General features: G+C 50.5%; 18 protein-coding genes. 7 read left to right on the top strand and 11 right to left on the bottom strand.

The genetic code is table 11. The features are described 5' to 3' along the window. Positions 1-62: 62 nt before the first annotated feature. Positions 63-188, bottom strand: coding sequence for a 30S ribosomal protein THX (locus LQ777_RS12980; RefSeq protein ID WP_232562847.1), 126 nt, complete (start codon positions 186-188; stop codon positions 63-65). A 214-nt stretch (positions 189-402) separates the two neighbouring features. Between LQ777_RS12980 and LQ777_RS12975 the strand changes: the two genes are divergently transcribed. Next, positions 403-732: a DUF4377 domain-containing protein gene (locus tag LQ777_RS12975; RefSeq protein WP_232558350.1), complete on the top strand. Its 330-nt coding sequence runs from the start codon at positions 403-405 to the stop codon at positions 730-732. Between the two features lie 89 nt (positions 733-821). Here LQ777_RS12975 and LQ777_RS12970 read toward each other — a convergent pair whose 3' ends face one another. Together LQ777_RS12970 and dprA are read right to left on the bottom strand one after the other, a co-directional pair. Beyond that, entirely contained in the window at positions 822-1,823 is a 1,002-nt protein-coding gene (locus LQ777_RS12970; protein ID WP_232558349.1) for a glycoside hydrolase family 43 protein, read from the bottom strand. A gap of 119 nt (positions 1,824-1,942) precedes the next feature. Next, on the bottom strand, positions 1,943-3,082 hold the full coding sequence (gene dprA, locus LQ777_RS12965) for a DNA-processing protein DprA (RefSeq protein WP_232558348.1): 1,140 nt from the start codon (positions 3,080-3,082) through the stop codon (positions 1,943-1,945). A 256-nt stretch (positions 3,083-3,338) separates the two neighbouring features. On the opposite strand from dprA, the gene LQ777_RS12960 reads away from it, so the two are divergent. Next, positions 3,339-4,229: an oxidoreductase gene (locus LQ777_RS12960; protein WP_232558347.1), complete on the top strand. Its 891-nt coding sequence runs from the start codon at positions 3,339-3,341 to the stop codon at positions 4,227-4,229. 83 nt (positions 4,230-4,312) lie between these two features. Next, a complete protein-coding gene (locus LQ777_RS12955) occupies positions 4,313-5,140 on the top strand; it encodes a helix-turn-helix domain-containing protein (protein WP_232558346.1) in 828 nt (275 codons plus the stop codon). Between the two features lie 4 nt (positions 5,141-5,144). Here LQ777_RS12955 and LQ777_RS12950 read toward each other — a convergent pair whose 3' ends face one another. Further along, positions 5,145-5,531, bottom strand: coding sequence for a MerR family transcriptional regulator (locus LQ777_RS12950; RefSeq protein ID WP_232558345.1), 387 nt, complete (start codon positions 5,529-5,531; stop codon positions 5,145-5,147). A gap of 143 nt (positions 5,532-5,674) precedes the next feature. On the opposite strand from LQ777_RS12950, the gene alaS reads away from it, so the two are divergent. Together alaS and LQ777_RS12940 are read left to right on the top strand one after the other, a co-directional pair. Beyond that, a complete protein-coding gene (gene alaS, locus LQ777_RS12945) occupies positions 5,675-8,338 on the top strand; it encodes an alanine--tRNA ligase (RefSeq protein WP_232562846.1) in 2,664 nt (887 codons plus the stop codon). Between the two features lie 88 nt (positions 8,339-8,426). After that, entirely contained in the window at positions 8,427-9,275 is an 849-nt protein-coding gene (locus LQ777_RS12940) for a glutamate racemase (protein WP_232558344.1), read from the top strand. A gap of 19 nt (positions 9,276-9,294) precedes the next feature. Here the strand turns inward: LQ777_RS12940 and LQ777_RS12935 are convergent, their stop codons facing one another. Then, positions 9,295-10,032, bottom strand: a complete 738-nt coding sequence (locus LQ777_RS12935) for a DUF2461 domain-containing protein (RefSeq protein ID WP_232558343.1) — start codon at positions 10,030-10,032, stop codon at positions 9,295-9,297. A gap of 57 nt (positions 10,033-10,089) precedes the next feature. Here LQ777_RS12935 and LQ777_RS12930 point away from each other — a divergent pair, with 57 nt between their 5' ends. Together LQ777_RS12930 and LQ777_RS12925 are read left to right on the top strand one after the other, a co-directional pair. Next, positions 10,090-11,721 (top strand): ABC-F family ATP-binding cassette domain-containing protein, encoded by a 1,632-nt coding sequence (locus LQ777_RS12930; protein WP_232558342.1) that lies wholly within the window; start codon positions 10,090-10,092, stop codon positions 11,719-11,721. 118 nt (positions 11,722-11,839) lie between these two features. Beyond that, positions 11,840-13,189 carry a dihydrolipoyl dehydrogenase family protein gene (locus tag LQ777_RS12925; RefSeq protein WP_232558341.1) on the top strand — a complete coding sequence of 450 codons (1,350 nt, stop codon included), beginning with the start codon at positions 11,840-11,842 and terminating at the stop codon, positions 13,187-13,189. A gap of 64 nt (positions 13,190-13,253) precedes the next feature. On the opposite strand, the gene LQ777_RS12920 is transcribed toward LQ777_RS12925, so the two are convergent. The 6 genes from LQ777_RS12920 to ccsA form a co-directional block, all read right to left on the bottom strand. Then, positions 13,254-13,472 carry a copper chaperone gene (locus LQ777_RS12920; protein ID WP_232558340.1) on the bottom strand — a complete coding sequence of 73 codons (219 nt, stop codon included), beginning with the start codon at positions 13,470-13,472 and terminating at the stop codon, positions 13,254-13,256. Between the two features lie 94 nt (positions 13,473-13,566). Next, complete coding sequence (locus tag LQ777_RS12915; RefSeq protein WP_232558339.1) at positions 13,567-13,989, bottom strand: OsmC family protein; 423 nt, start codon at positions 13,987-13,989, stop codon at positions 13,567-13,569. Positions 13,990-14,109: 120 nt separating this feature from the next. Beyond that, positions 14,110-14,748, bottom strand: coding sequence for an orotate phosphoribosyltransferase (gene pyrE / locus LQ777_RS12910; protein ID WP_232558338.1), 639 nt, complete (start codon positions 14,746-14,748; stop codon positions 14,110-14,112). A 128-nt stretch (positions 14,749-14,876) separates the two neighbouring features. After that, entirely contained in the window at positions 14,877-16,166 is a 1,290-nt protein-coding gene (locus LQ777_RS12905; RefSeq protein WP_232558337.1) for a hemolysin family protein, read from the bottom strand. A gap of 66 nt (positions 16,167-16,232) precedes the next feature. After that, positions 16,233-16,466, bottom strand: coding sequence for a hypothetical protein (locus LQ777_RS12900; protein WP_232558336.1), 234 nt, complete (start codon positions 16,464-16,466; stop codon positions 16,233-16,235). After that, entirely contained in the window at positions 16,467-19,127 is a 2,661-nt protein-coding gene (gene ccsA / locus LQ777_RS12895) for a cytochrome c biogenesis protein CcsA (protein ID WP_232558335.1), read from the bottom strand. Positions 19,128-19,139 lie beyond the last annotated feature (12 nt).

Below are 19,139 nucleotides of genomic sequence, written 5' to 3'. Positions count from 1 at the left end.
TATTTACTGTTATGCCGCTCGTTTGTTATAACACGGACAGAGTGTCCGCATTGCGAGTTGATCTATTCAGTAGCGGGTTTTGTGTCCGGTTTTGACGCTGTTGCTTTAGTCGGTTTTTGTGGTCGCGTTTTGCCGTAAGAGCCTCGCGTGATTTTCCCTTTCCGTGATTTTTTATCGCCTTTTCCCATCAGCAGTAACTGGTTTAGTGTTCGTTCTAGTTTGATTGGCAATAACTAAAAGTAGGTTATTTAGCTGCCCGGAACAAATTTCAAAGACCTTTATTGCTGTATACCAGTATCTTACAGGTGGGATGAGTCCGTAAGTAGCTGGGTGTGTTACAACGGCATGTTTGGAAAAAGGGTCATGAATTCAGTATAAAGCAATAAAATGAACCATAACGCGATGAATAAACTCATTTACACCTGTCTTCTGGCAATGGCGACTTCACTCCTGAGTTGTGATAAAGCCACTGTAAAACCCGAGATCATAACCTTACAAATCAGCGATCGTCGGCAGGATTGCGTGGGGGTAGGCCCTCAGCAATGTATGTTGGTGAAAGAAAAGGATGATACAGGCTGGAAGCTCTTTTACGGGGGTATCGATGGCTTTGCGTATGAAGAAGGATTCGAGTATAAGTTGATGGTCAGGCGGGAGACGATTGAAAATCCCCCGATGGATGGCTCCAGTTTTCAATATACACTAGTTGAATTAGTCGAAAAAGTAAAGAAGTAAACTAGGAAAATAAGGAATAAACGAGAAAGGCTTCCGTGCGCCCTATGTCTAAAATAGAGCGCACGGAAGCCTTTCTCGTTAGGGAAAACTTAGTTCAACGGCTGAGCATCAACGCCCGCAACGGTAATTTTAACGGGTTTGATTGCTCCTTTCTCGTCAAAATAAAGTCGGTCGATGCAGGTTTCGCGGTGGTTACCGTCGGTCTTCGTCAAGGGTCGGCGGTGGTAAACGATGTACCACTCATCTTTACCCGGCACCTGAATAACCGAATGGTGACCCGCGCCAGTTGCTACGGCCGGGTCTTGCTGAAGGATTTTGCCAGCCCGCTCAAACGGACCAAATGGGGAATTGGATACCGCATAAGCCACCGAGTAATTTGGGCCCGTCCAGCCACCTTCCGACCACATAAAATAATATTTGCCGTTGCGGACGAACATGGTAGGACCTTCTACGTAATTTTTCGGCGTTATCTCCCGAAACGTAGTGCCATCGGGGAAAGGCAGAAATCCGGTAAAATCGTCTTTCAACCGGGCAATATTGCAATGTCCCCAACCACCGTACAGCAAGTAATACTGACCGTCTTTGTCTTTGAACGCGTACTGATCGATGGGTTGTGCTCCGTTATGAATTTGGCCGACGAGTGGTTTGCCCAGATAATCGCGGAAAGGACCGGCTGGATTGTCCGCAACGGCTACGCCAATACCGCCCACTTCTTTTTTGTCATCGTGGATATCATTAGCCCCGAAGAACAGGTAATACTTTCCGTCTTTTTCAACGATAGCAGGGGCCCACATCGCTTTTTTGGCCCATTTTACAGCTGCTGAATCCAGAATACGGCTGTGTTTGGTCCAGGTTACGAGATCCGGCGATGAAAAAGCGTCGAAGAAAATCTGTTTTTCGTAGGGAGCCGAATAGGTTGGATAGATCCAGTATTTTTTGCCGAAAATAACACCTTCCGGATCGGCGTACCAGCCCGGAAAAACAGGGTTGCCCGACTTCTTACCATTGGAACTAGCCGGTTTTTGGGCAAGTGAAGGAATGGCAATCGAGACAAAGAGAAAAATAATGAAGAGCGCGCGGAAATTAGGCATAGTGTAACGTTAGTGAATCTACCGTAAAAGTAAGTATGCAGATTGATTCACCGGACGGCCAGTCGAAAATTGTCTACGTATTCGCTCTGGTAGATCGCCAATTGGCTGTAAACCGATGCCTACACATAAACAACCGCATACTTTTTTCCCGGTATCGACTTGACAAACCCCCGAAATTCAAGATTGAGCAGGACAGACGCCAGCCGGCTCATCGGAATCTGACTTTTCCAGCTTAAGTCGTCGATGTGCAGATCCGAAGTCTGGCGGAGCAATGCCAATACCTGACTCTCTTCTTCTGTAAGATCGACGGGAATGGGCGGTAGGCTTTTTTTGCGCGAAGAACCGCCTGCTAGTGGTGAGTCCGTCGGGTTTAGCGGGGGTTGATCCCAGTTAAGCGCTTCGATAATATCCCGAGGGCTGGTGTAGATCTGCGCTTTGTTTTCGCGGATGAGTTTGTTACAACCCGCCGAAAACGTCTGCATGAGCTGACCCGGTACCGCAAAAACTTCCCGGTGGTAATTGTTGGCGTATTCTGCTGTAATCAGCGCTCCGCCTTTTGCGGCTGCCTCAACCACCACAACAGCGTCGCTTAGACCCGCGATGATACGATTACGAGCCGGAAATAAGTGGGCGTCGGGCTTGGTGCCGGGTTGACTTTCGGTGAGCAGCCCACCCTGAACAAGCATTTCCTGCGCGGTTTTCTGGTGAACAGCGGGGTAAATAATGTCCGGACCACTGGCCATCACCCCGATTGTTGGAACATTGTTGACCAGGCTAGATCGGTGAGCGGCAATGTCGATGCCATAGGCCAGCCCGCTGATAACGCTGGCCCCATAAGGAGCAACAGCTTCGATGATTTCGTTGGTGACACGTCGTCCGTAGTCGGTGGCTTGCCGAGTGCCCACCAGGGCGATGGTACGTGGAGCGTTAAGATTGCCCGAACCCCGAAAATAAAGGAGTGCTGGCGCATCGTACAGTGTTTTCAGCCGTGCCGGGTACGCTTTATCGGTAAAAAACAAGGCGGTTGCCTCCAGTTTTTGAAGGCGGTTAACCACCTGTTCGGCTTCGAGCAGAACGCCCGGTTTCAGAATGGCACGCGCTGTAACGTCACCGATACCCGGCACCTTTACTAGTCGTGATAAGGGAGATCGGAAAACGTCGGTTGCAGAACCGCAATAACTAATCAGTTGCCGTATAAGGATGCTGCCAACGCCCGGGACGAGCGTTAGTGCGATTTGATGCTGAGTGTCGGTGGGCACAAACGATACGAAAAAATGTAATCAATAAACTCTGTAAAGGTTACTTGTGCAAGCTTACAGAATTCTGATTTGAAAACCAATTGCGTAGAAAAACAACCGGGTGCGATTTTCAAGCAAGTTTATACCAGGACGTTGCGCTGCTGAGGCTATCGTTAACAGCGTGCCGTATGAGCGTTTGAGCAAACCAACTTTGAGCGTTTAAACAAAGTCACCCGCTTTACTCTTGCCGAATTTTGTGAAAACAAAAGCAAAGACAATGGCAAACGTTTGGTTTATCACAGGAAGTTCGCGTGGGCTTGGTCGTAGCCTGACCGAAGCCGTATTAGCGAAAGGGGATAGGGTAGCCGCTACCGCGCGTAACCCGGAAACATTGGCCGAATTGGCGAGCCAGTATCCGGATCAATTGTATCCTTTACCGCTGGATGTAACAAACAAAAAGCAGGTCGTCGCAGCGGTGCAAGAAACCATAAAGCGGTTTGGTAGGATTGATGTACTGGTCAATAACGCTGGTTTTGGCATCATTGGAGCCGCCGAAGCCTTTACCGATGAGCAAGTGCAGAGCCAGTTAGCAACAAACCTGTATGCACCCATTGAAGTGACTCGTATTGTACTTCCTTACATGCGGCAGCAGCGTTCGGGGCGTATCCTACAGATCAGCTCGGTAGGTGGCAGGGTTGGTAACGCGGGGGTATCGATTTACCAGGCGGCCAAGTTTGGATTGAGTGGCTTTACGGAAGCACTTGCCAAAGAAGTCGCTCCCCTCGGCATCTACGTGACGAGCATCGAACCCGGCGGATTTCGTACCGATTGGGCGGGGGCTTCCATGACCTACGCGCCATCGATTGAGGGCTACGAAACAACCGTCGATCAGCGAAGCGAATTCTTTAAAAATGGTAACTTCGTACCAATGGGTGATCCGGACAAAGCGGCCAGGGTAATGGTTGATCTGGTTGACAACCCGCAGCCACCCGTGCATTTAGTGCTGGGCAGCGAAGCGGTTGCTATTGTAGAACAGGCGGATGCTGACCGGCAAGCCGAGCTCGAAAAATGGATGCCTGTTAGTAGCTCGACGGATCACGACGATGCCGTTAACTTCCTTGACACTGCCTTTGGAAAAACGTACCTAGCAACAAAAAATAATGCGTAGTGAGTACGAGTCGATTAGGTCAAAATCGACGTTTATTTGATCTTATTTAAAAACAGCATGGTTATGATCAGGATGATACAACCATGCTGTTGGCTATTCGGCGTATGACGAGTGAGAAAGAAATAGAGAAACAACCATCCATTGCTTATTCGTGCAACCATGCCCGAAGCCGGGAGGGCGAACAGTTTGTGCCGGAACATATTCTAAGCTATCAGATAGCCGGATCGCTGCTGATGAACGACGGCAACCAGAAATACACGTTTAGAGAGGGTGATTTTCGGTTTTCGAGACGGAACCAGTTGGTTAAGTTTACGAAGATGCCACCCAAAGACGGTGCGTTTAAATCGCTGTCGATTTTTCTTAATCAGGAGATGCTTCGCTCAATGAGTATGGAGTACGGCTACACGGCGGCACAGCATCAGGCGGGAAGTACTATCGTTGCGTTAAAGCCCGATCCGCTGATTAAAAGCTACATGGACTCCCTAGTTCCCTATCAGCAGGTAACGCAGCCGGGCAACGAACAATTACTGGCGTTGAAGCTGCGGGAAGCCGTGCTTATTTTATTGAAAACCAATCCGGAGTTAAACGATGTGCTGTTCGATTTTTCGGAGCCCGGCAAGATCGATCTGGAAGCGTTTATGAATAAAAACTTTCATTTTAACGTAGAACTGAAACGATTTGCGTACCTGACCGGGCGGAGCCTGGCTACCTTTAAGCGCGATTTTGAGAAAATATTCCACCGGTCGCCGAGTCGCTGGCTACAGCATAAACGGCTTCAGGAAGCCTATTACCTGATCAAAGAAAAAGGCAAAGCCCCTTCGGAGGTGTATCTGGACCTGGGATTCGAAGACCTTTCCCATTTTTCGTTTGTCTTCAAAAAGACTTACGGGGTGGCTCCGTCAAAAATCTAATCGATTAGTTCGTTGAATCACCGGCGTCCGAACCCGGATTCTGAACGGCCTGCGCTGGTTCCGGCTTGTCCAGGCCATCTCTGATCTGTTCGAGAAAAGACTTCAGCTTTTGCAGTTTAGCAACGTATTTCGCGTTTTCCCGCCGACGGGCATCGCGCTCTTTCAAAAACTCACGAGCACCGGGCAGCGTGTACTTTTGCCGGTCGATCAAATCCAGAATTTCGGCCAGGTGGTCGATATCTGCCTGGGTGTACACCCGGTCGCCGGCTCGGTTTTTCTTGGGCTGGAGCGTAGGAAACTCCTTTTCGTAATAACGCAGCTTGGAGGCATTGATGCCAAACCGATCTGCCACTTCCTTGATGCCATAATACAGCTTCCCCGTGCCTTCCATACGACAAACTTGCTGATGTTGGATTAAACCTGCAAGTTTTGGCGTAATTTTGCAAATCAGTTGGTAGTCAATAAATGGTAGCTGTTTTGGATAGAACCCTCGGCAACCGGCAGACGACCGACTGGCTACATATGACGAACACAATGACTTCCCACGAAATACGTCGGCATTTTCTCGACTTCTTCCGCTCGAAACAACACCTGATTGTGCCATCGGCTCCGCTCGTCGCCAAGAACGACCCGACGCTGATGTTCAACAACTCAGGAATGGCCCAGTTTAAAGATTTCTTTCTCGGCAATGGGACGCCCCCGTCGAAGCGCGTAGCCGATACCCAAAAGTGTCTGCGGGTGTCGGGTAAGCACAACGACCTTGAGGATGTTGGTTTTGATACCTATCACCACACGATGTTCGAGATGCTCGGCAACTGGTCGTTTGGCGATTACTTTAAGAAAGAAGCCATTACGTGGGCGTGGGAACTGCTGACGGATGTTTATCAATTACCGAAAGATCGGCTTTACGTGTCGGTGTTTCAGGGTGACGATAAAGACAATGTGCCTTTCGATCAGGAAGCGTTCGATCTTTGGAAACCCATCGTTGGCGAGGATCGGATAATCTACGGCAATAAGAAAGACAACTTCTGGGAAATGGGCGATACGGGCCCGTGCGGACCGTGCTCAGAAATCCACGTTGATCTGCGCTCAGCGGAGGAAATAGCCGAAAAGTCAGGAAAAGAACTGGTTAACGCCGATCATCCGCAGGTAGTTGAAATCTGGAACCTGGTGTTCATGCAGTTCAACCGGAAGGCCGACGGGTCGCTGGAACCACTGCCCGCCCGTCACGTCGATACGGGTATGGGTTTCGAACGTTTGTGCATGGCCATTCAGCGCAAAAAATCGAACTACGACACCGACGTTTTTTCAGGAACGATCCGGGTGATCGAAGAACTGTCGGGCCTGTCCTACGGCGGCACAATGGAAAAGCCGGATGTAGCGATGCGCGTCATTGCCGATCACATCCGGGCTGTTTCGTTCGCCATCGCCGACGGACTGGTTCCTTCCAATGCAAAAGCTGGCTACGTTATCCGGCGGATTCTGCGCCGGGCTATTCGTTACGGGTATTCGTACCTGAGCCTGACCGAGCCGTTTATGACCAAGCTCGTGCCAACGTTAGCCATGCAGTTCGCCGACGTGTTCCCCGAACTGAATGCCCAGCGTGATTTCGTGGCGACGGTTATTCGGGAAGAAGAAATTGCCTTCCTGCGTACACTCGGAAGTGGTTTAGGCCGTCTGGACCAGATCATCGGCCAGTTGACGACCGACGGCAAAAACGAAATTCCCGGCGAAACGGTATTCGAACTAAACGATACATTCGGCTTCCCCGCTGACTTAACGGCTCTGATTGCCCGCGAAAAAGGCCTGACGATTGACGAAGCCGGTTTCCAGAAAGCCCTTCAGGAGCAGAAAGCACGCTCCCGCAAAGACGCGCAATCGTCGGCGGGCGACTGGGTGGAACTGGCTGAACTGGACAACAAAGTCGAGTTTGTTGGTTACGACCAACCAGAAGCGTACGCGCAGATCGTTAAGTACCGTAAGATTCAGAATAAGCAGGGTACGCAGGTACAGGTTGTACTGGATAAAACGCCGTTCTACGCTGAATCGGGTGGTCAGATTGGCGATACGGGTACGTTGGAGCTATTTGCGGGTTCTGACCAAATCGGTACGCTGACGGTAACCGACACTAAAAAAGAAAACGACCTGGTGATCCACCTCGTTCAGGACGTAGCGGGTATTGACGATTTGCTGACCGAAGCGGATTCGGTATACGCGATCATCAACACGGAACGTCGCGGGCTGACTAGCAGTAACCACACGGCTACGCACCTGCTGCATTCCGCCTTGCGTGAGGTATTAGGCTCGCACGTGGCGCAGAAAGGCTCGTACGTTGGACCCGATGCCCTCCGTTTCGACTTTTCGCATTTTAGCAAAGTGACGGATGAGCAACTCGCCCAAATTGAGCGCATCGTCAACGAAAAAATCCGCGAAGACATCAAACTCGACGAGAAACGGAACGTACCCATCGAAGATGCGAAAGCGTTAGGGGCTACGGCCTTGTTCGGCGAAAAATACGGAGACTTCGTGCGGGTCATCACCTTTGATCCCAACTATTCGGTTGAGCTATGCGGGGGAACGCACGTACCCGCAACGGGCCACATCGGTTTGTTTAAGTTTACGGGAGAAGGGTCGGTTTCGACGGGGGTTCGTCGGATTGAAGCCAAAACATCGGCGGGTGCCGAAGCCTTGGTCAACGAACAGATGGCCATTGTCACCGAATTAAAAGACCTGTTGAAAGCGCCCAAAGACGTCGTCAAAGCGGTTCAAACGTTGCTTGAAGAACGCAGCGCCCTGCAAAAGCAGGTCGAAGCGTTGCAGAACGAAAAAGTACAGCAACTGAAAAACCAGCTTCTAGAAAAAGTCGAAACCGCTGGACCTGGTCACGCTCGTCTGGTTGAACGGGTAGACGTGCCGTCGGCGGACGCGTTGAAGCAGTTAGCATACGATCTGAAAGCGAAAATAGACAATCTGGCTGTCGTACTTGGAGCCGACATTAACGGGAAACCGCAATTGGCCGTCATGCTGCCCGATTCGCTTATTCAGGACAGAAAATTGAATGCCGGTCAGGTCGTGAAAGAGCTGGCTAAGAACATCAAAGGCGGTGGGGGTGGCCAGCCGTTTTTTGCCACCGCTGGCGGTTCCGATCTGTCGGGATTAGACGCGGCTTTGGCACAGGGTAAAGAGTTGTTAGGATAAGTCAGTCAGTAGCTTGTCATTCGGCGGTCTTGGGTAGTCTTCTGCAAATGAATGATTACCGATGGCCGCCGAATGACTTTTATGTTTTATGAACCAGCCGATTGGTGTATTTGATTCGGGGTACGGTGGCCTGACGATCTTGCGAGAAATTGTTCGCAAACTTCCGCAGTACGATTATATTTATCTGGGGGACAATGCCCGAACGCCCTACGGAACGCGCTCGTTTGAAACCGTTTACCAGTACACCTTGGAATGTGTTCAGCACCTGTTTGACCGGGGGTGCCGACTGGTTGTGCTGGCCTGCAACACGGCCTCGGCCAAAGCGCTACGAAATATTCAGCAACTCAATTTGCCCGTATTATATCCTGGCTTAGATGGACCCGGTCTGGACGGACCCACTCGGCGCGTGTTAGGCGTCATCCGGCCTACAACCGAAGTGATTGGTAATTACTCGACCACGAGGCAGGTCGGTATTCTGGCAACTCGCGGAACCGTTACGTCTGAATCGTATCTGGTTGAGATCGAAAAGTTTTTCCCCGATCTGGCTGTCGTTCAGGAGGCTTGTCCGATGTGGGTGCCGCTGGTCGAAAACGGCGAATATGCCAGTCCGGGCGCTGATTATTTCGTTAAGCAGCACATTGATCGGTTGGTTGCAAAGGCCCCCGGTCTTGACACAATCCTGTTGGCCTGTACGCATTATCCGCTTCTGCTCGATAAAATTCGCCAGTATGCGCCTGCTGGTACGACAATTTTAAGTCAGGGGGGGATTGTTGCCGATAGTTTGGCCCATTACCTGAGTCGCCACCCTGAACTGGAAGCGCAGTGCAGTCAACACGGTCGGCGAACGTTTTTGACGACGGACTCGACCGATGACTTTGACCGGCAGGCTACTGTTTTCTTCGGTGAGCCCATTTGTTCCGAGAATCTAGCCCTGTAACGCGAGCAGAACGTCCACGTTATTCGACGGCTCGGTTCAAATAGGAAATCAATGGCTGCAAGGTAGAAAAGCCGTCCAGAGCCTGTTTAGTAAGACTGGGCTTGGTGAGCGCATCGTCCGGCAACGCGTGACTGGCCGTAAAGCTTTTCAGTTTGAGATACTCGATAGCGGGGTTGTCCGGCGTGTAGCCTTTGGGTGGTCGTTGCAGCGTGTCTTCGCGGCTCAGTCCGTTGAACGTTTTGGCGAAAGCCGGAGCCGTGAGAATTTGATTAAACTCGTCAACGTTATAATCAATCTCCTGTCGGGCCTTGGCCAGTACGGTCGCATCGGGCATGTACAGACCACCCGCAATAAAGCTGTGGCCGGGTTCCAGATTAAAATAATAACCCGCCGTCTCAAGCTTCTTGCCCCCTTTGTTGAACCAGGCTCCGAAATTGGTTTTGTAGGGTGATTTATTCGTAGAAAAACGAACATCACGATTGATGCGGAACATGCATCCCTTCGCCTGTAAATTCGATTCGGCCAGATCCGGGTCGATGGCGTTCAGGCCCTCAATCAACTGGCTGACAAACTGGCCGAAGTCTGCGCGGGCCGCTTCGTAGGCAGATCGATTCGCATCGAACCAGGTTTTAGTATTGTTAGCTTTTAAATCACGTAGAAAAGTCAGCGTTTCGGCTTGCAGCATAAGAGTGAGCGTTGCGATGGGCAAAGCTACTTCTTTTAGCCGATGCCAGAACGACTGACCCAATGCAGACACACCATTTCCCGGCAAAATTTCGTATCTTTGCCATTCAATCTGAACAGCAATCAACGCATGATATCGGTACAAAACGTCTCCCTCCGCTATGGGAAGCGGGTGTTATTTGACGACGTCACTATAAAATTTACGTCTGGCAACTGCTACGGGGTGATCGGAGCTAACGGAGCCGGTAAATCAACATTTTTGAAAATTCTCTCCGGCGAAATCGAACCACAAACGGGTTCGGTGACAATGACGCCGGGTGAACGCATGTCGGTGCTGAACCAAAACCAGTCAGCCTACGACGAATACCCTGTCTTGCAAACGGTTATTATGGGTAACAAACGCCTGTATGACATCATGCAGGAGAAAGATGAGCTATACGCAAAAGCCGATTTTACGGATGCCGACGGTGAAAAAGCCGCCGACCTTGAATCGGAGTTCGCCGAAATGAACGGCTGGGATGCCGAATCCGACGCGGCCAGTCTGCTATCGGGGCTGGGTATCAAAGAGAACATGCACTACTCCTTGATGAGCGATTTGAACGGCTCGGAAAAGGTACGGGTCCTGCTGGCGCAGGCGCTGTTTGGCAACCCCGATGTGCTGCTGCTTGATGAGCCGACCAACAACCTCGACGTTGAATCGGTGATCTGGCTCGAAAACTTCCTGGCCAATTTCAACAACACGGTTATTGTGGTGTCGCACGACCGGCACTTCCTGGATCAGGTTTGTACGCAGATCGTTGACGTCGATTTCAGTAAGGTTAAGCTCTTTGCGGGTAATTATTCGTTCTGGTACGAGTCGAGCCAACTGGCGTTGAAACAACGGCAGGATCAAAACAAGAAAACGGAAGACAAACGGAAAGAACTCGAAGAATTCATCCGTCGCTTCTCGGCCAACGCATCGAAGTCGAAGCAGGCAACCAGCCGGGCTAAGTTGCTCGAAAAGCTCACGATTGAAGACATTCAGCCTTCGTCGCGGAAATATCCTTATGTCAACTTTAAGTCGGAGCGGGAGCCCGGCGATCAGATCCTGACCGTCGAGAACCTGACTTACACGGCTGAAGATGGCACGAAGTTGTTCGAAAACCTGTCGTTCACAGTAAACCGTCAGGACAAGATATTTCTTTACAGCCGCGACGGACTGGCGGTTTCGGCCCTGCTTGATATTCTGGCAGGCGAACGCAAAGCCGATTCCGGTTCGTTCAAATGGGGAATCACGATCACGTCGTCCTATTTCCCGACGGATGCCGAAAAAGATAAGTTTTTCCAAACCGATTTGAATCTGGTGGATTGGTTGCGGCAGTATTCAGCCGAAAAAGACGAAAGCTTTATCCGGGGCTTCCTGGGTCGGATGTTGTTTTCGGGCGAAGAGTCACTTAAAAAAGCGAGTGTGCTGAGTGGGGGCGAAAAAGTGCGGTGTATGTTGTCGAAAATGATGCTGTCGGGCGCGAACGTCCTGATGCTCGATGAACCAACGAACCACCTTGACCTTGAATCCATTGAGTCGTTGAACAACGGTATGATCGATTTCAAAGGACCCATTCTGTTTACGTCGCATGACCACCAGTTTGTGCAGACGGTTGCCAATCGCATCATCGAAATTACACCAGCTGGTATTCTCGATAAGCTGATGACCTACGACGAATACCTGACCGACGATCGGGTAAAAGTGCAGCGGGAAGAGTTGTATGAAGCTGTCGCTTAACTAGATAAAGAAGCGCAAAAAACGGGGAATCAGGCTTTGGGCTTGATTCCCCGTTTTCTTTTAGACGATTGGTCTGGTTTGCTAGTTATGTACACGAGAATTATCCTGTACTATTTCTATGCAATCATTTGACCTTGTCGTCATCGGCACCGGTTCCGCCGGAAAAACAGTAGCTGAAGCTGTTCGGAAAGCGGGTAAGTCGGTGGCCATTATCGATAAATTACCATTTGGGGGAACCTGTTCACAACGGGGGTGTGACCCGAAGAAAGTCTTAGTTGGTGCTGCCGAGGTTGTCGCCCGTTCTGCTCAGCTAGTGGGTAAAGGTATTGACCATACCACTTCGATCCATTGGCCGGATCTGATTCAGTTCAAAAAAACGTTTACGGATCCGATTCCTGAAAACACGGAGGAAAAATTCACGGAGCAAGGTATCCAGATCGTTCACGGCGTTGCGACGTTTGTATCCGATAATACTATCCGGGTTGGCGATGACGAACTGGTTGCAAAAAACATCGTTATTGCAACGGGGCATCGACCGCAGACGCTGAACATTCCAGGTGAGGAATTACTAACGGACAGCACCGGTTTCCTGGAACTGCCGGAGCTGCCCCAGGAAATTGTCATGGTAGGCGGAGGGTATATTGCCTTTGAGTTTGCGCATGTTGCGGCTCGTGCCGGTGCCAGCGTAACGATTCTGCACCAGGGCAAACGGCCATTGGAAGGCTTCGACGCTGATGTTGTTCAACTGCTGGTAGAGGCTATGCGCGCTCTCGGCATTTTTATCGTGCTAGAAGCAAAAGTAACCGCCATCGAAGGCGAGCCAAATAAGCTAACCGTTCAGTACGAGCGTGATGGCGCGAATCATACGGCATCGGCTAATCTGGTTGTCCATGCTGCCGGGCGCGTGGCCGATGTTGAGGAACTGGCGCTGGATAAAGCCCATGTTGAAGTCGGGAAGAAAGGAGTGCTTGTCAACGACTATTTGCAAAGCCCTTCCAATCCGATTGTCTACGCCTGTGGCGATGTAGCCGAAAAAGGCTTGCCACTGACGCCCCTGGCTTCTTACGAAGGAAAGATCGTTGCCGAAAATATTCTGGGCGGCAACAAAAAGATGTACTCAAACGATCCGGTCCCGTCAACGGTATTTACGGTGCCGCCCCTGGCGTCAATTGGTCTGACGGAAGAGCAGGTGAAGAAAGAGGGACGTAAAGCAAAGATTTTGTTTCAGGAAACGGCCGGCTGGTACAGCACCCGACGAATCAACGAAGCTGTCAGCGGTTTCAAAACAATTGTCGATGAAGATTCCGACCAGATTTTAGGCGCGCATTTGTTAGGCTCTGGTAGCGAAGAAGTTATCAATCTTTTTGCACTGGCTATGAAGCATAAAATTACGGCAAAAGCGATGGGGGAGATGTTGTTTGCCTATCCAACCCATTCGTCAGACCTGAGCTCAATGTTACCTGATTGACAAGAAAGAATTCCGCTAGCAAAATCACACGAAAGTAAGGTTTTGCTAGCGGTATGTCTGCCTATTACGGTTCGACAAGCTGCGCTGTATACCCAGCTTTCTCGACGGCTTTCTGCACCAAATGGGCAATTCGATTGTCTGTTGTTTGGACGGTCAATAAGTTATCAGGAGCATCCGTTGCGATGTTCCAGCCATCTACCTGCTCGATGTCATTCAGGTTTAGCGTTACCGCTGCTACATCGGCGCTCGATTTGATATTCGTTTTGAAGTTCAGGGTTTCCATAGACGATAACGTTGTTTCTACTGTAGTAACTACTCAAACGGAAATTCTTCCCAAAAGCAAGAAACAAGCATTTAATCCGAAACGACTAATGCCGTTATTGATTGGCAACGGGTTGCGCAGGTTCATCAACGAGCGTGGTTTCGAAATCAATTGGATGTTCCAGGGCTCGGTGAATTGGGCATCGATCCGCTATTTCACGGAGCCGGAGACGTTGTTCCGGGTCAAGATCACCGTTTAGAATAAGTTTCATGACAAAACGCGACCGTTTTTCCGCTGGATCGTACGTATAATCGACATGAATGACCACCGAGTCAAGCGACCAACCTTTGCGGTCGGCATACATGCGTACGGTTACAGCGGTGCAGGACGCGAGTGAGCCTGCCAGCAACTCGCCAGGGCGCATCCCCCGATCTTGACCCCCAACTTCCTTCGGCTCATCGACAACAATAACCTGTGTGCCAGTCGATAGGTGTGTTTCGTAAGGTGTTCGTTCAATCCGGGCGGTTATGGTGGCCATAGAAGAGTGGGAGGTGGTTAGCGGTCGTGAATTGCCGGCGGTAGTCAATGACGTATAAACAACCGGTTCACCATAGAATGTTTTTGACGAGCTAACCACTAGCCCCAATTTAGATACGATCTACTTTCCCCAGTCGGCGGGATTTTCGCGCCAGGCAGCGAGCGAAGCCAGTGCATCGGTAGAAATATAATCGAGTTCCTGTGCTTCGGTCAGTAAAACGTTGTAATCACTCAGGCAGACCAGCTGAACATTTTTGTTGGCAAAATTCTGAGCTGCCAGCGGAAAGCCGTACGTAAAAATAGCGGCCATACCAAGTACGTCGGCTCCTGCTGCACGAAGGGCGTCAACAACTTTAAGCGAACTACCACCCGTCGAGATCAGATCTTCGATGACCACCACGCGCTGACCAGCTTCCAGCCGTCCTTCAATCTGTTTGCCCATCCCGTGCGCTTTGGGTTCGGGCCGGACGTAGCAGTAAGGAAGATTCAACGCATCGGCTACTAAGGCACCTTGCGGGATTCCCGCCGTCGCGACGCCCGCAATTACCTGCGCCGATGGAAATTCGTTCCGGATGCGGTCGGCCAGTGCATTTTTAATGTACGTTCGAACGTCGGGGTAGGCCAGTGTGACACGGTTGTCGCAGTAGATGGGCGATTTCCAGCCCGAACTCCAGGTAAATGGTGTATCGGGTTGTAAACGGATGGCTTGTACCGAGAGTAGATGCCGGGCAACGGCCTGCGGAGTCGATAGTGAATTCACAAGAAGCAATTAGTTACGGGCCCAAAATTAGGAAAAGGAAAGCAGACCGCTCTACTGATTACTTAAACTCCACCGCAGAATTGTCATCGAACTGGTACAACTGCCATCCGCTGAAGTTATCTTGCCGGTTAATCTGCGTGTTTCGGATTCAGACGAACTCTTACTGTACCTATTCGGGTGCCATCCATCGTCACAATCGTAAACGTAAACGGTGCTAATTCGATTATTTCACCGACATGGGGTAAATCTTCGTTCGTTTGTAAAATTAGACCACCCAGTGTATCGTAGCTTCCTTCGGGAATAGCCCATCCGTAGGTTTCGTTCAGATGCTCAATTTCGTGACGGGCACTCAAGAGCCAGGTGTGATCGTCGAGCTGCTGTTCGATCCAGTCCTCGTTCGTGTCGTACTCGTCCTGGATTTCCCCGAAAATCTGCTCGACCATATCTTCCAGACTGACAATACCCGCCGTACCCCCAAATTCATCAACGACGAGCGCTAAACTCTTGTGCTCCGACAAAAAGCGAAGCAGCAGATCCTGGGCGGGCATGGTCTCCGGAACCGTAATGATTGGTGTTATAATTTCCTCGACCGTTGCTGGTTTCTGAAACAAAGCCAACGCATGACAATAGCCAATTACGTCATCGATGGTGTCACGGTAAATAAGAATTTTTGAATGGCCGCTATCCTGAAAAGCCTGCCGTAGTTCCTCCGTCGTATCGTCTACCTCAATTGCCGTAATTTCCGTGCGGGGAATCAGACAGTCCCGAACGCGAACGTCGCGAAACTCGATGGCATTGTTGAAAATCTGCGTATCGATTTCCAGTTCTTCCTCAGGGTCAGCTTTTTGATTGAGTTGTTGAAGGTACTGGTTCAGATCCGTGAGCCCAAAAACGGGCCGAATTTCCGGATTACTTCTGCCAAGGATGTAATGAATAACAAAACGGGCTGTTCCGACCAGAATACGCACGAGCGGGGCAATGGACTTATAAAGAACCCAAAGCGGAACGGCCAGCGCTTCCAGAAATCGGTCGGGATGTATCAGCGCCAGACTTTTGGGTAAGTAATCGGCGAACGGTAAAAAAATCACCGTCAGTACCAGCGTCTCAATGGTGATAAAGACAAACTGATGAGCAGACCAGGCGCTGGGTAAGATGCTCATCAGTAACGGATTCAGCGCCATAACGCCTAATACCGTGTATAGTACCAGAAATAACGTATTTCCTGTCAGCGTTGTGCCAACAAACAAGACCGGATTCCGCAGAAAACTCGATACCAGTTTCTCGCCGAGGGGACCTTGTTTACCGTGTATTTCAAAATACAGTCGATTGACCGATACGTAAGCCATTTCTACTGCCGAGAAAAACCCGGCTAGCACAAGAGCCAGTAACGCTCCAAAGAGCAACGCGTAGGATTCCAATGGGTTGTAGTTTTGGTTGTATAACGCCTGATTTATCGTTCTTGACCCAAAACTACAAACCAGTCGTTATTTTTTCTTTTTCTTCCGGTCTTCCAGCATCTGCTTGATGGTTGGAGAGACCGTTTTTTCGCGTTCAAGCCGTTTATTTTTTACGTACTGGAAAGCCAGTAGAAAGCCTAAACACAGCATCAACAACCAATAACTCTCGGCAAATGTTGTCCGCTGGTATTCGGCAATCCACAGAATCAGGAATCCGGCCCCCGCCGAGAGCAGCAGTATTTCAGAAAGCTTTAGTTTCATTTAAATCATTTTGTCGCGCATCTTGCTAAACTCACGATACCGCCGAACCGCCGAAATCAGGAAGCCCAGGATAACAATGAGCGTGCCGACCCAAAGTACGTTGATCAACGGTTTTTCGAACGCTTTCATGACGATGTAATCTCGCTGCGTCCGGTTAACGGCGAAGGTAAACTTACCCGTGCGGGGATCAATTTCGTTCAACTGGATACGAACGCCTAATTCATCGCTCATTTCGGCGGGGTGAGCTACCATGCGGTTCTTGATAACAAAAGCCGGACTCAGTGTTTGCTCTCCTGTTTTGCTCAACACCCGAACACGAGCGCGCACAGCCGCGTCAGTCGGACCAATTTCCATACCTTCAACTTCATTGGTCCGAACAACGTCATCCAGAATAGCCACGTAATCATTCAGGTAGAACGTGTCTTTGATCGCCACACTGTACGTTTCTGTTTTTTCCCATTTGTTTTCGGCAGTTGGGTCGGGTACGGAATTGACGTACGTATAAATGTCCCGGTCAACCTTATGGCGTGTGTCCGGAGAGGCTAACAGACCCATGCGCTCATTCACCTGGGCACGCGGGTAGAGGCTAAATACCTTGCCGCTTGGCTCCCGGTATTCTACTTCGTAATACGTGTTTTCCGGATAAAGCGCGAGCGTGTCTCCTTTTTTGTGGTACACTTTGCCGTTCTGCTCGATGTCACGTTGCGCGATACCGTGGAAGTCACCCTCAATGACCATCACGTCTTTGCGGGGAATGTAGCCGGGAACGTCGCGTGCTTCAATCCGCTGGCCACGGTAAGTAAGCTGATAAGTCCCCATCCGTTCGGGCTGGTTGAGCCAGAGCAGCGTATTTTCTTTGTTTTCCTTGTTGTCGTTTTTGGTAAACTCGTCCTGTTTGGAAATCAGTAATCCGCTCGTATTAATCGAAATAACTTTTGAGTAGCCCGCCGAATACAGGATACCGATGAGCATCAACGCCATACCCATGTGTGCGATCGCTCCGCCCGACAGACGGTAGTTGCCCCGTACGATACCAAGGAGAATGGTACCGTTGGTGACAAGCGCGAAGACCGACGCAACCAACAAGGCCATGTAAACCGGATTTTTGATCGATCCGAACGCAATCAGACCGGCACTGATAAGCAGGGTTATAATCCCCGGTGTAATCAGCGCATCCCATTTTTTGTTTTCCAGTTTTCGCCACCACATGAATTGCCCAACGCCCGTCAGCAAGGCAATGACGACAAAGAACCAAACCTGGAATTTGTTGTAGTGGCTAATCTGATCAGCGGGCAGGGCCAGGTTCGAAACCTTTCCGAACGACTCCAGAATCTTGTTGTAGACTGGAATCGACGTGGTGGCAATGACCTGAAAAGCCGCCAAACACAGCACCGTAGCGCCAATAAACAACCAGAATTCTTTAGTGTAAACCGACGCTTCCTGTTCGTCGGTTGGAATATATTTCCACTTGCTCACGGCTAAGACCACAGCCAGACCAACGAATACCAGCAGATAAACCAGTAACTGTCCGGATAAGCCCAGATCCGTAAAGGAGTGTACGGATGCATTCCCCAAAATACCGCTACGGGTGAGGAACGTAGAATACAGAATGAGCAGGAAGGTGCTGATGCTCAAAATAATCGTCGTTTTTAGTCCCGTTGAGCTGCGTTTGGCTATCAGCATTGCATGTAGGGAGCCAACCAAGACCAGCCAGGGTACATAAACCGAGTTTTCGACGGGGTCCCAGTTCCAGTAGCCACCGAAGTTAAGGGTTTCGTAAGCCCAGTAGCCACCCATCATAATAGCCGTACCAAGTACCAGACCACCAATCAACGTCCAGGGCAGGGCCGGGCGAATCCACGCAAAGGGCTCATTGCGCCAAAGTCCGGCAATGCAGTACGAAAACGGAACCAGCGTCAGGGCGTACCCCAAAAAGGTCGTAGGCGGGTGGATAACCATCCAGTAGTTCTGGAGCAGCGGGTTCAGACCATTGCCATCTTTGGGCACAAAGGTCGGGTCTGCCGTAAAGATCGGGGCGTCGGGCATGGCTTCCGACAGCAGCAGGAACGGTGAGGAGCCAAGCTTAAAGGTGCCACCAAAAACAACGCCGAGAATCATCGATGCCAGAAAAGCCTGCACCAAGGCAAACACGGTCATCATCGGCGCTTCCCACTGGCTACCACTGGTACGGGTCAAAATAACGCCCAGCGTTGCGTTCCAGAACAGCCAGAGCAGAAACGAGCCTTCCTGACCTTCCCAGAAGCACGAAATCATGTAGTGAACCGGCAACGCCCGCGACGAGTGACTCCAGGCGTAGTGGTACTCGAAGTAATGATTGTAGATGATATAAAACAGACTGGCAGCCACCCCAACGACAGCCGCACCGTGGATATAAAAAGCCCACCGAGCCAGCTTTTTCCAGTCGTCCTTCTCGGGAGCAGAAGGGCTGGCTGCCTGGACAGGAGCTTTCCGCTTGGCCGTTTTTCCCCCGAACGACGATTCGCCCGCGTACGCAAGCTGGGGTTCTTCAACGGGTATTGCCTGCTTCGCAGTCCGTCGACCAAGCGACGAAATAAAATAAGCCACTGTCGCTACCAGCGCAGTAACGAAGGACAGAATAACAAAAAAATGGCCGAGTTGCCCGACTGTTGTATGTATCATGTTTAATTTTCA

The organism is Spirosoma oryzicola, from assembly GCF_021233055.1.
Taxonomy (GTDB): domain Bacteria; phylum Bacteroidota; class Bacteroidia; order Cytophagales; family Spirosomataceae; genus Spirosoma; species Spirosoma oryzicola.
The sequence above is the reverse complement of the archived record's forward strand: the minus strand, read 5'-3'. Positions and strand labels throughout refer to the sequence as shown.

Coding starts and splice junctions, on each gene's coding strand:
- LQ777_RS12980 (WP_232562847.1), bottom strand. CDS start 188: ATGGGAAAAGGCGATAAAAAATCACGGAAAGGGAAAATCACGCGAGGC.
- LQ777_RS12975 (WP_232558350.1), top strand. CDS start 403: ATGAATAAACTCATTTACACCTGTCTTCTGGCAATGGCGACTTCACTC.
- LQ777_RS12970 (WP_232558349.1), bottom strand. CDS start 1,823: ATGCCTAATTTCCGCGCGCTCTTCATTATTTTTCTCTTTGTCTCGATT.
- LQ777_RS12960 (WP_232558347.1), top strand. CDS start 3,339: ATGGCAAACGTTTGGTTTATCACAGGAAGTTCGCGTGGGCTTGGTCGT.
- LQ777_RS12955 (WP_232558346.1), top strand. CDS start 4,313: ATGCTGTTGGCTATTCGGCGTATGACGAGTGAGAAAGAAATAGAGAAA.
- LQ777_RS12950 (WP_232558345.1), bottom strand. CDS start 5,531: ATGGAAGGCACGGGGAAGCTGTATTATGGCATCAAGGAAGTGGCAGAT.
- alaS (WP_232562846.1), top strand. CDS start 5,675: ATGACTTCCCACGAAATACGTCGGCATTTTCTCGACTTCTTCCGCTCG.
- LQ777_RS12940 (WP_232558344.1), top strand. CDS start 8,427: ATGAACCAGCCGATTGGTGTATTTGATTCGGGGTACGGTGGCCTGACG.
- LQ777_RS12930 (WP_232558342.1), top strand. CDS start 10,090: ATGATATCGGTACAAAACGTCTCCCTCCGCTATGGGAAGCGGGTGTTA.
- LQ777_RS12925 (WP_232558341.1), top strand. CDS start 11,840: ATGCAATCATTTGACCTTGTCGTCATCGGCACCGGTTCCGCCGGAAAA.
- LQ777_RS12920 (WP_232558340.1), bottom strand. CDS start 13,472: ATGGAAACCCTGAACTTCAAAACGAATATCAAATCGAGCGCCGATGTA.
- LQ777_RS12915 (WP_232558339.1), bottom strand. CDS start 13,989: ATGGCCACCATAACCGCCCGGATTGAACGAACACCTTACGAAACACAC.
- LQ777_RS12900 (WP_232558336.1), bottom strand. CDS start 16,466: ATGAAACTAAAGCTTTCTGAAATACTGCTGCTCTCGGCGGGGGCCGGA.
- ccsA (WP_232558335.1), bottom strand. CDS start 19,127: ATGATACATACAACAGTCGGGCAACTCGGCCATTTTTTTGTTATTCTG.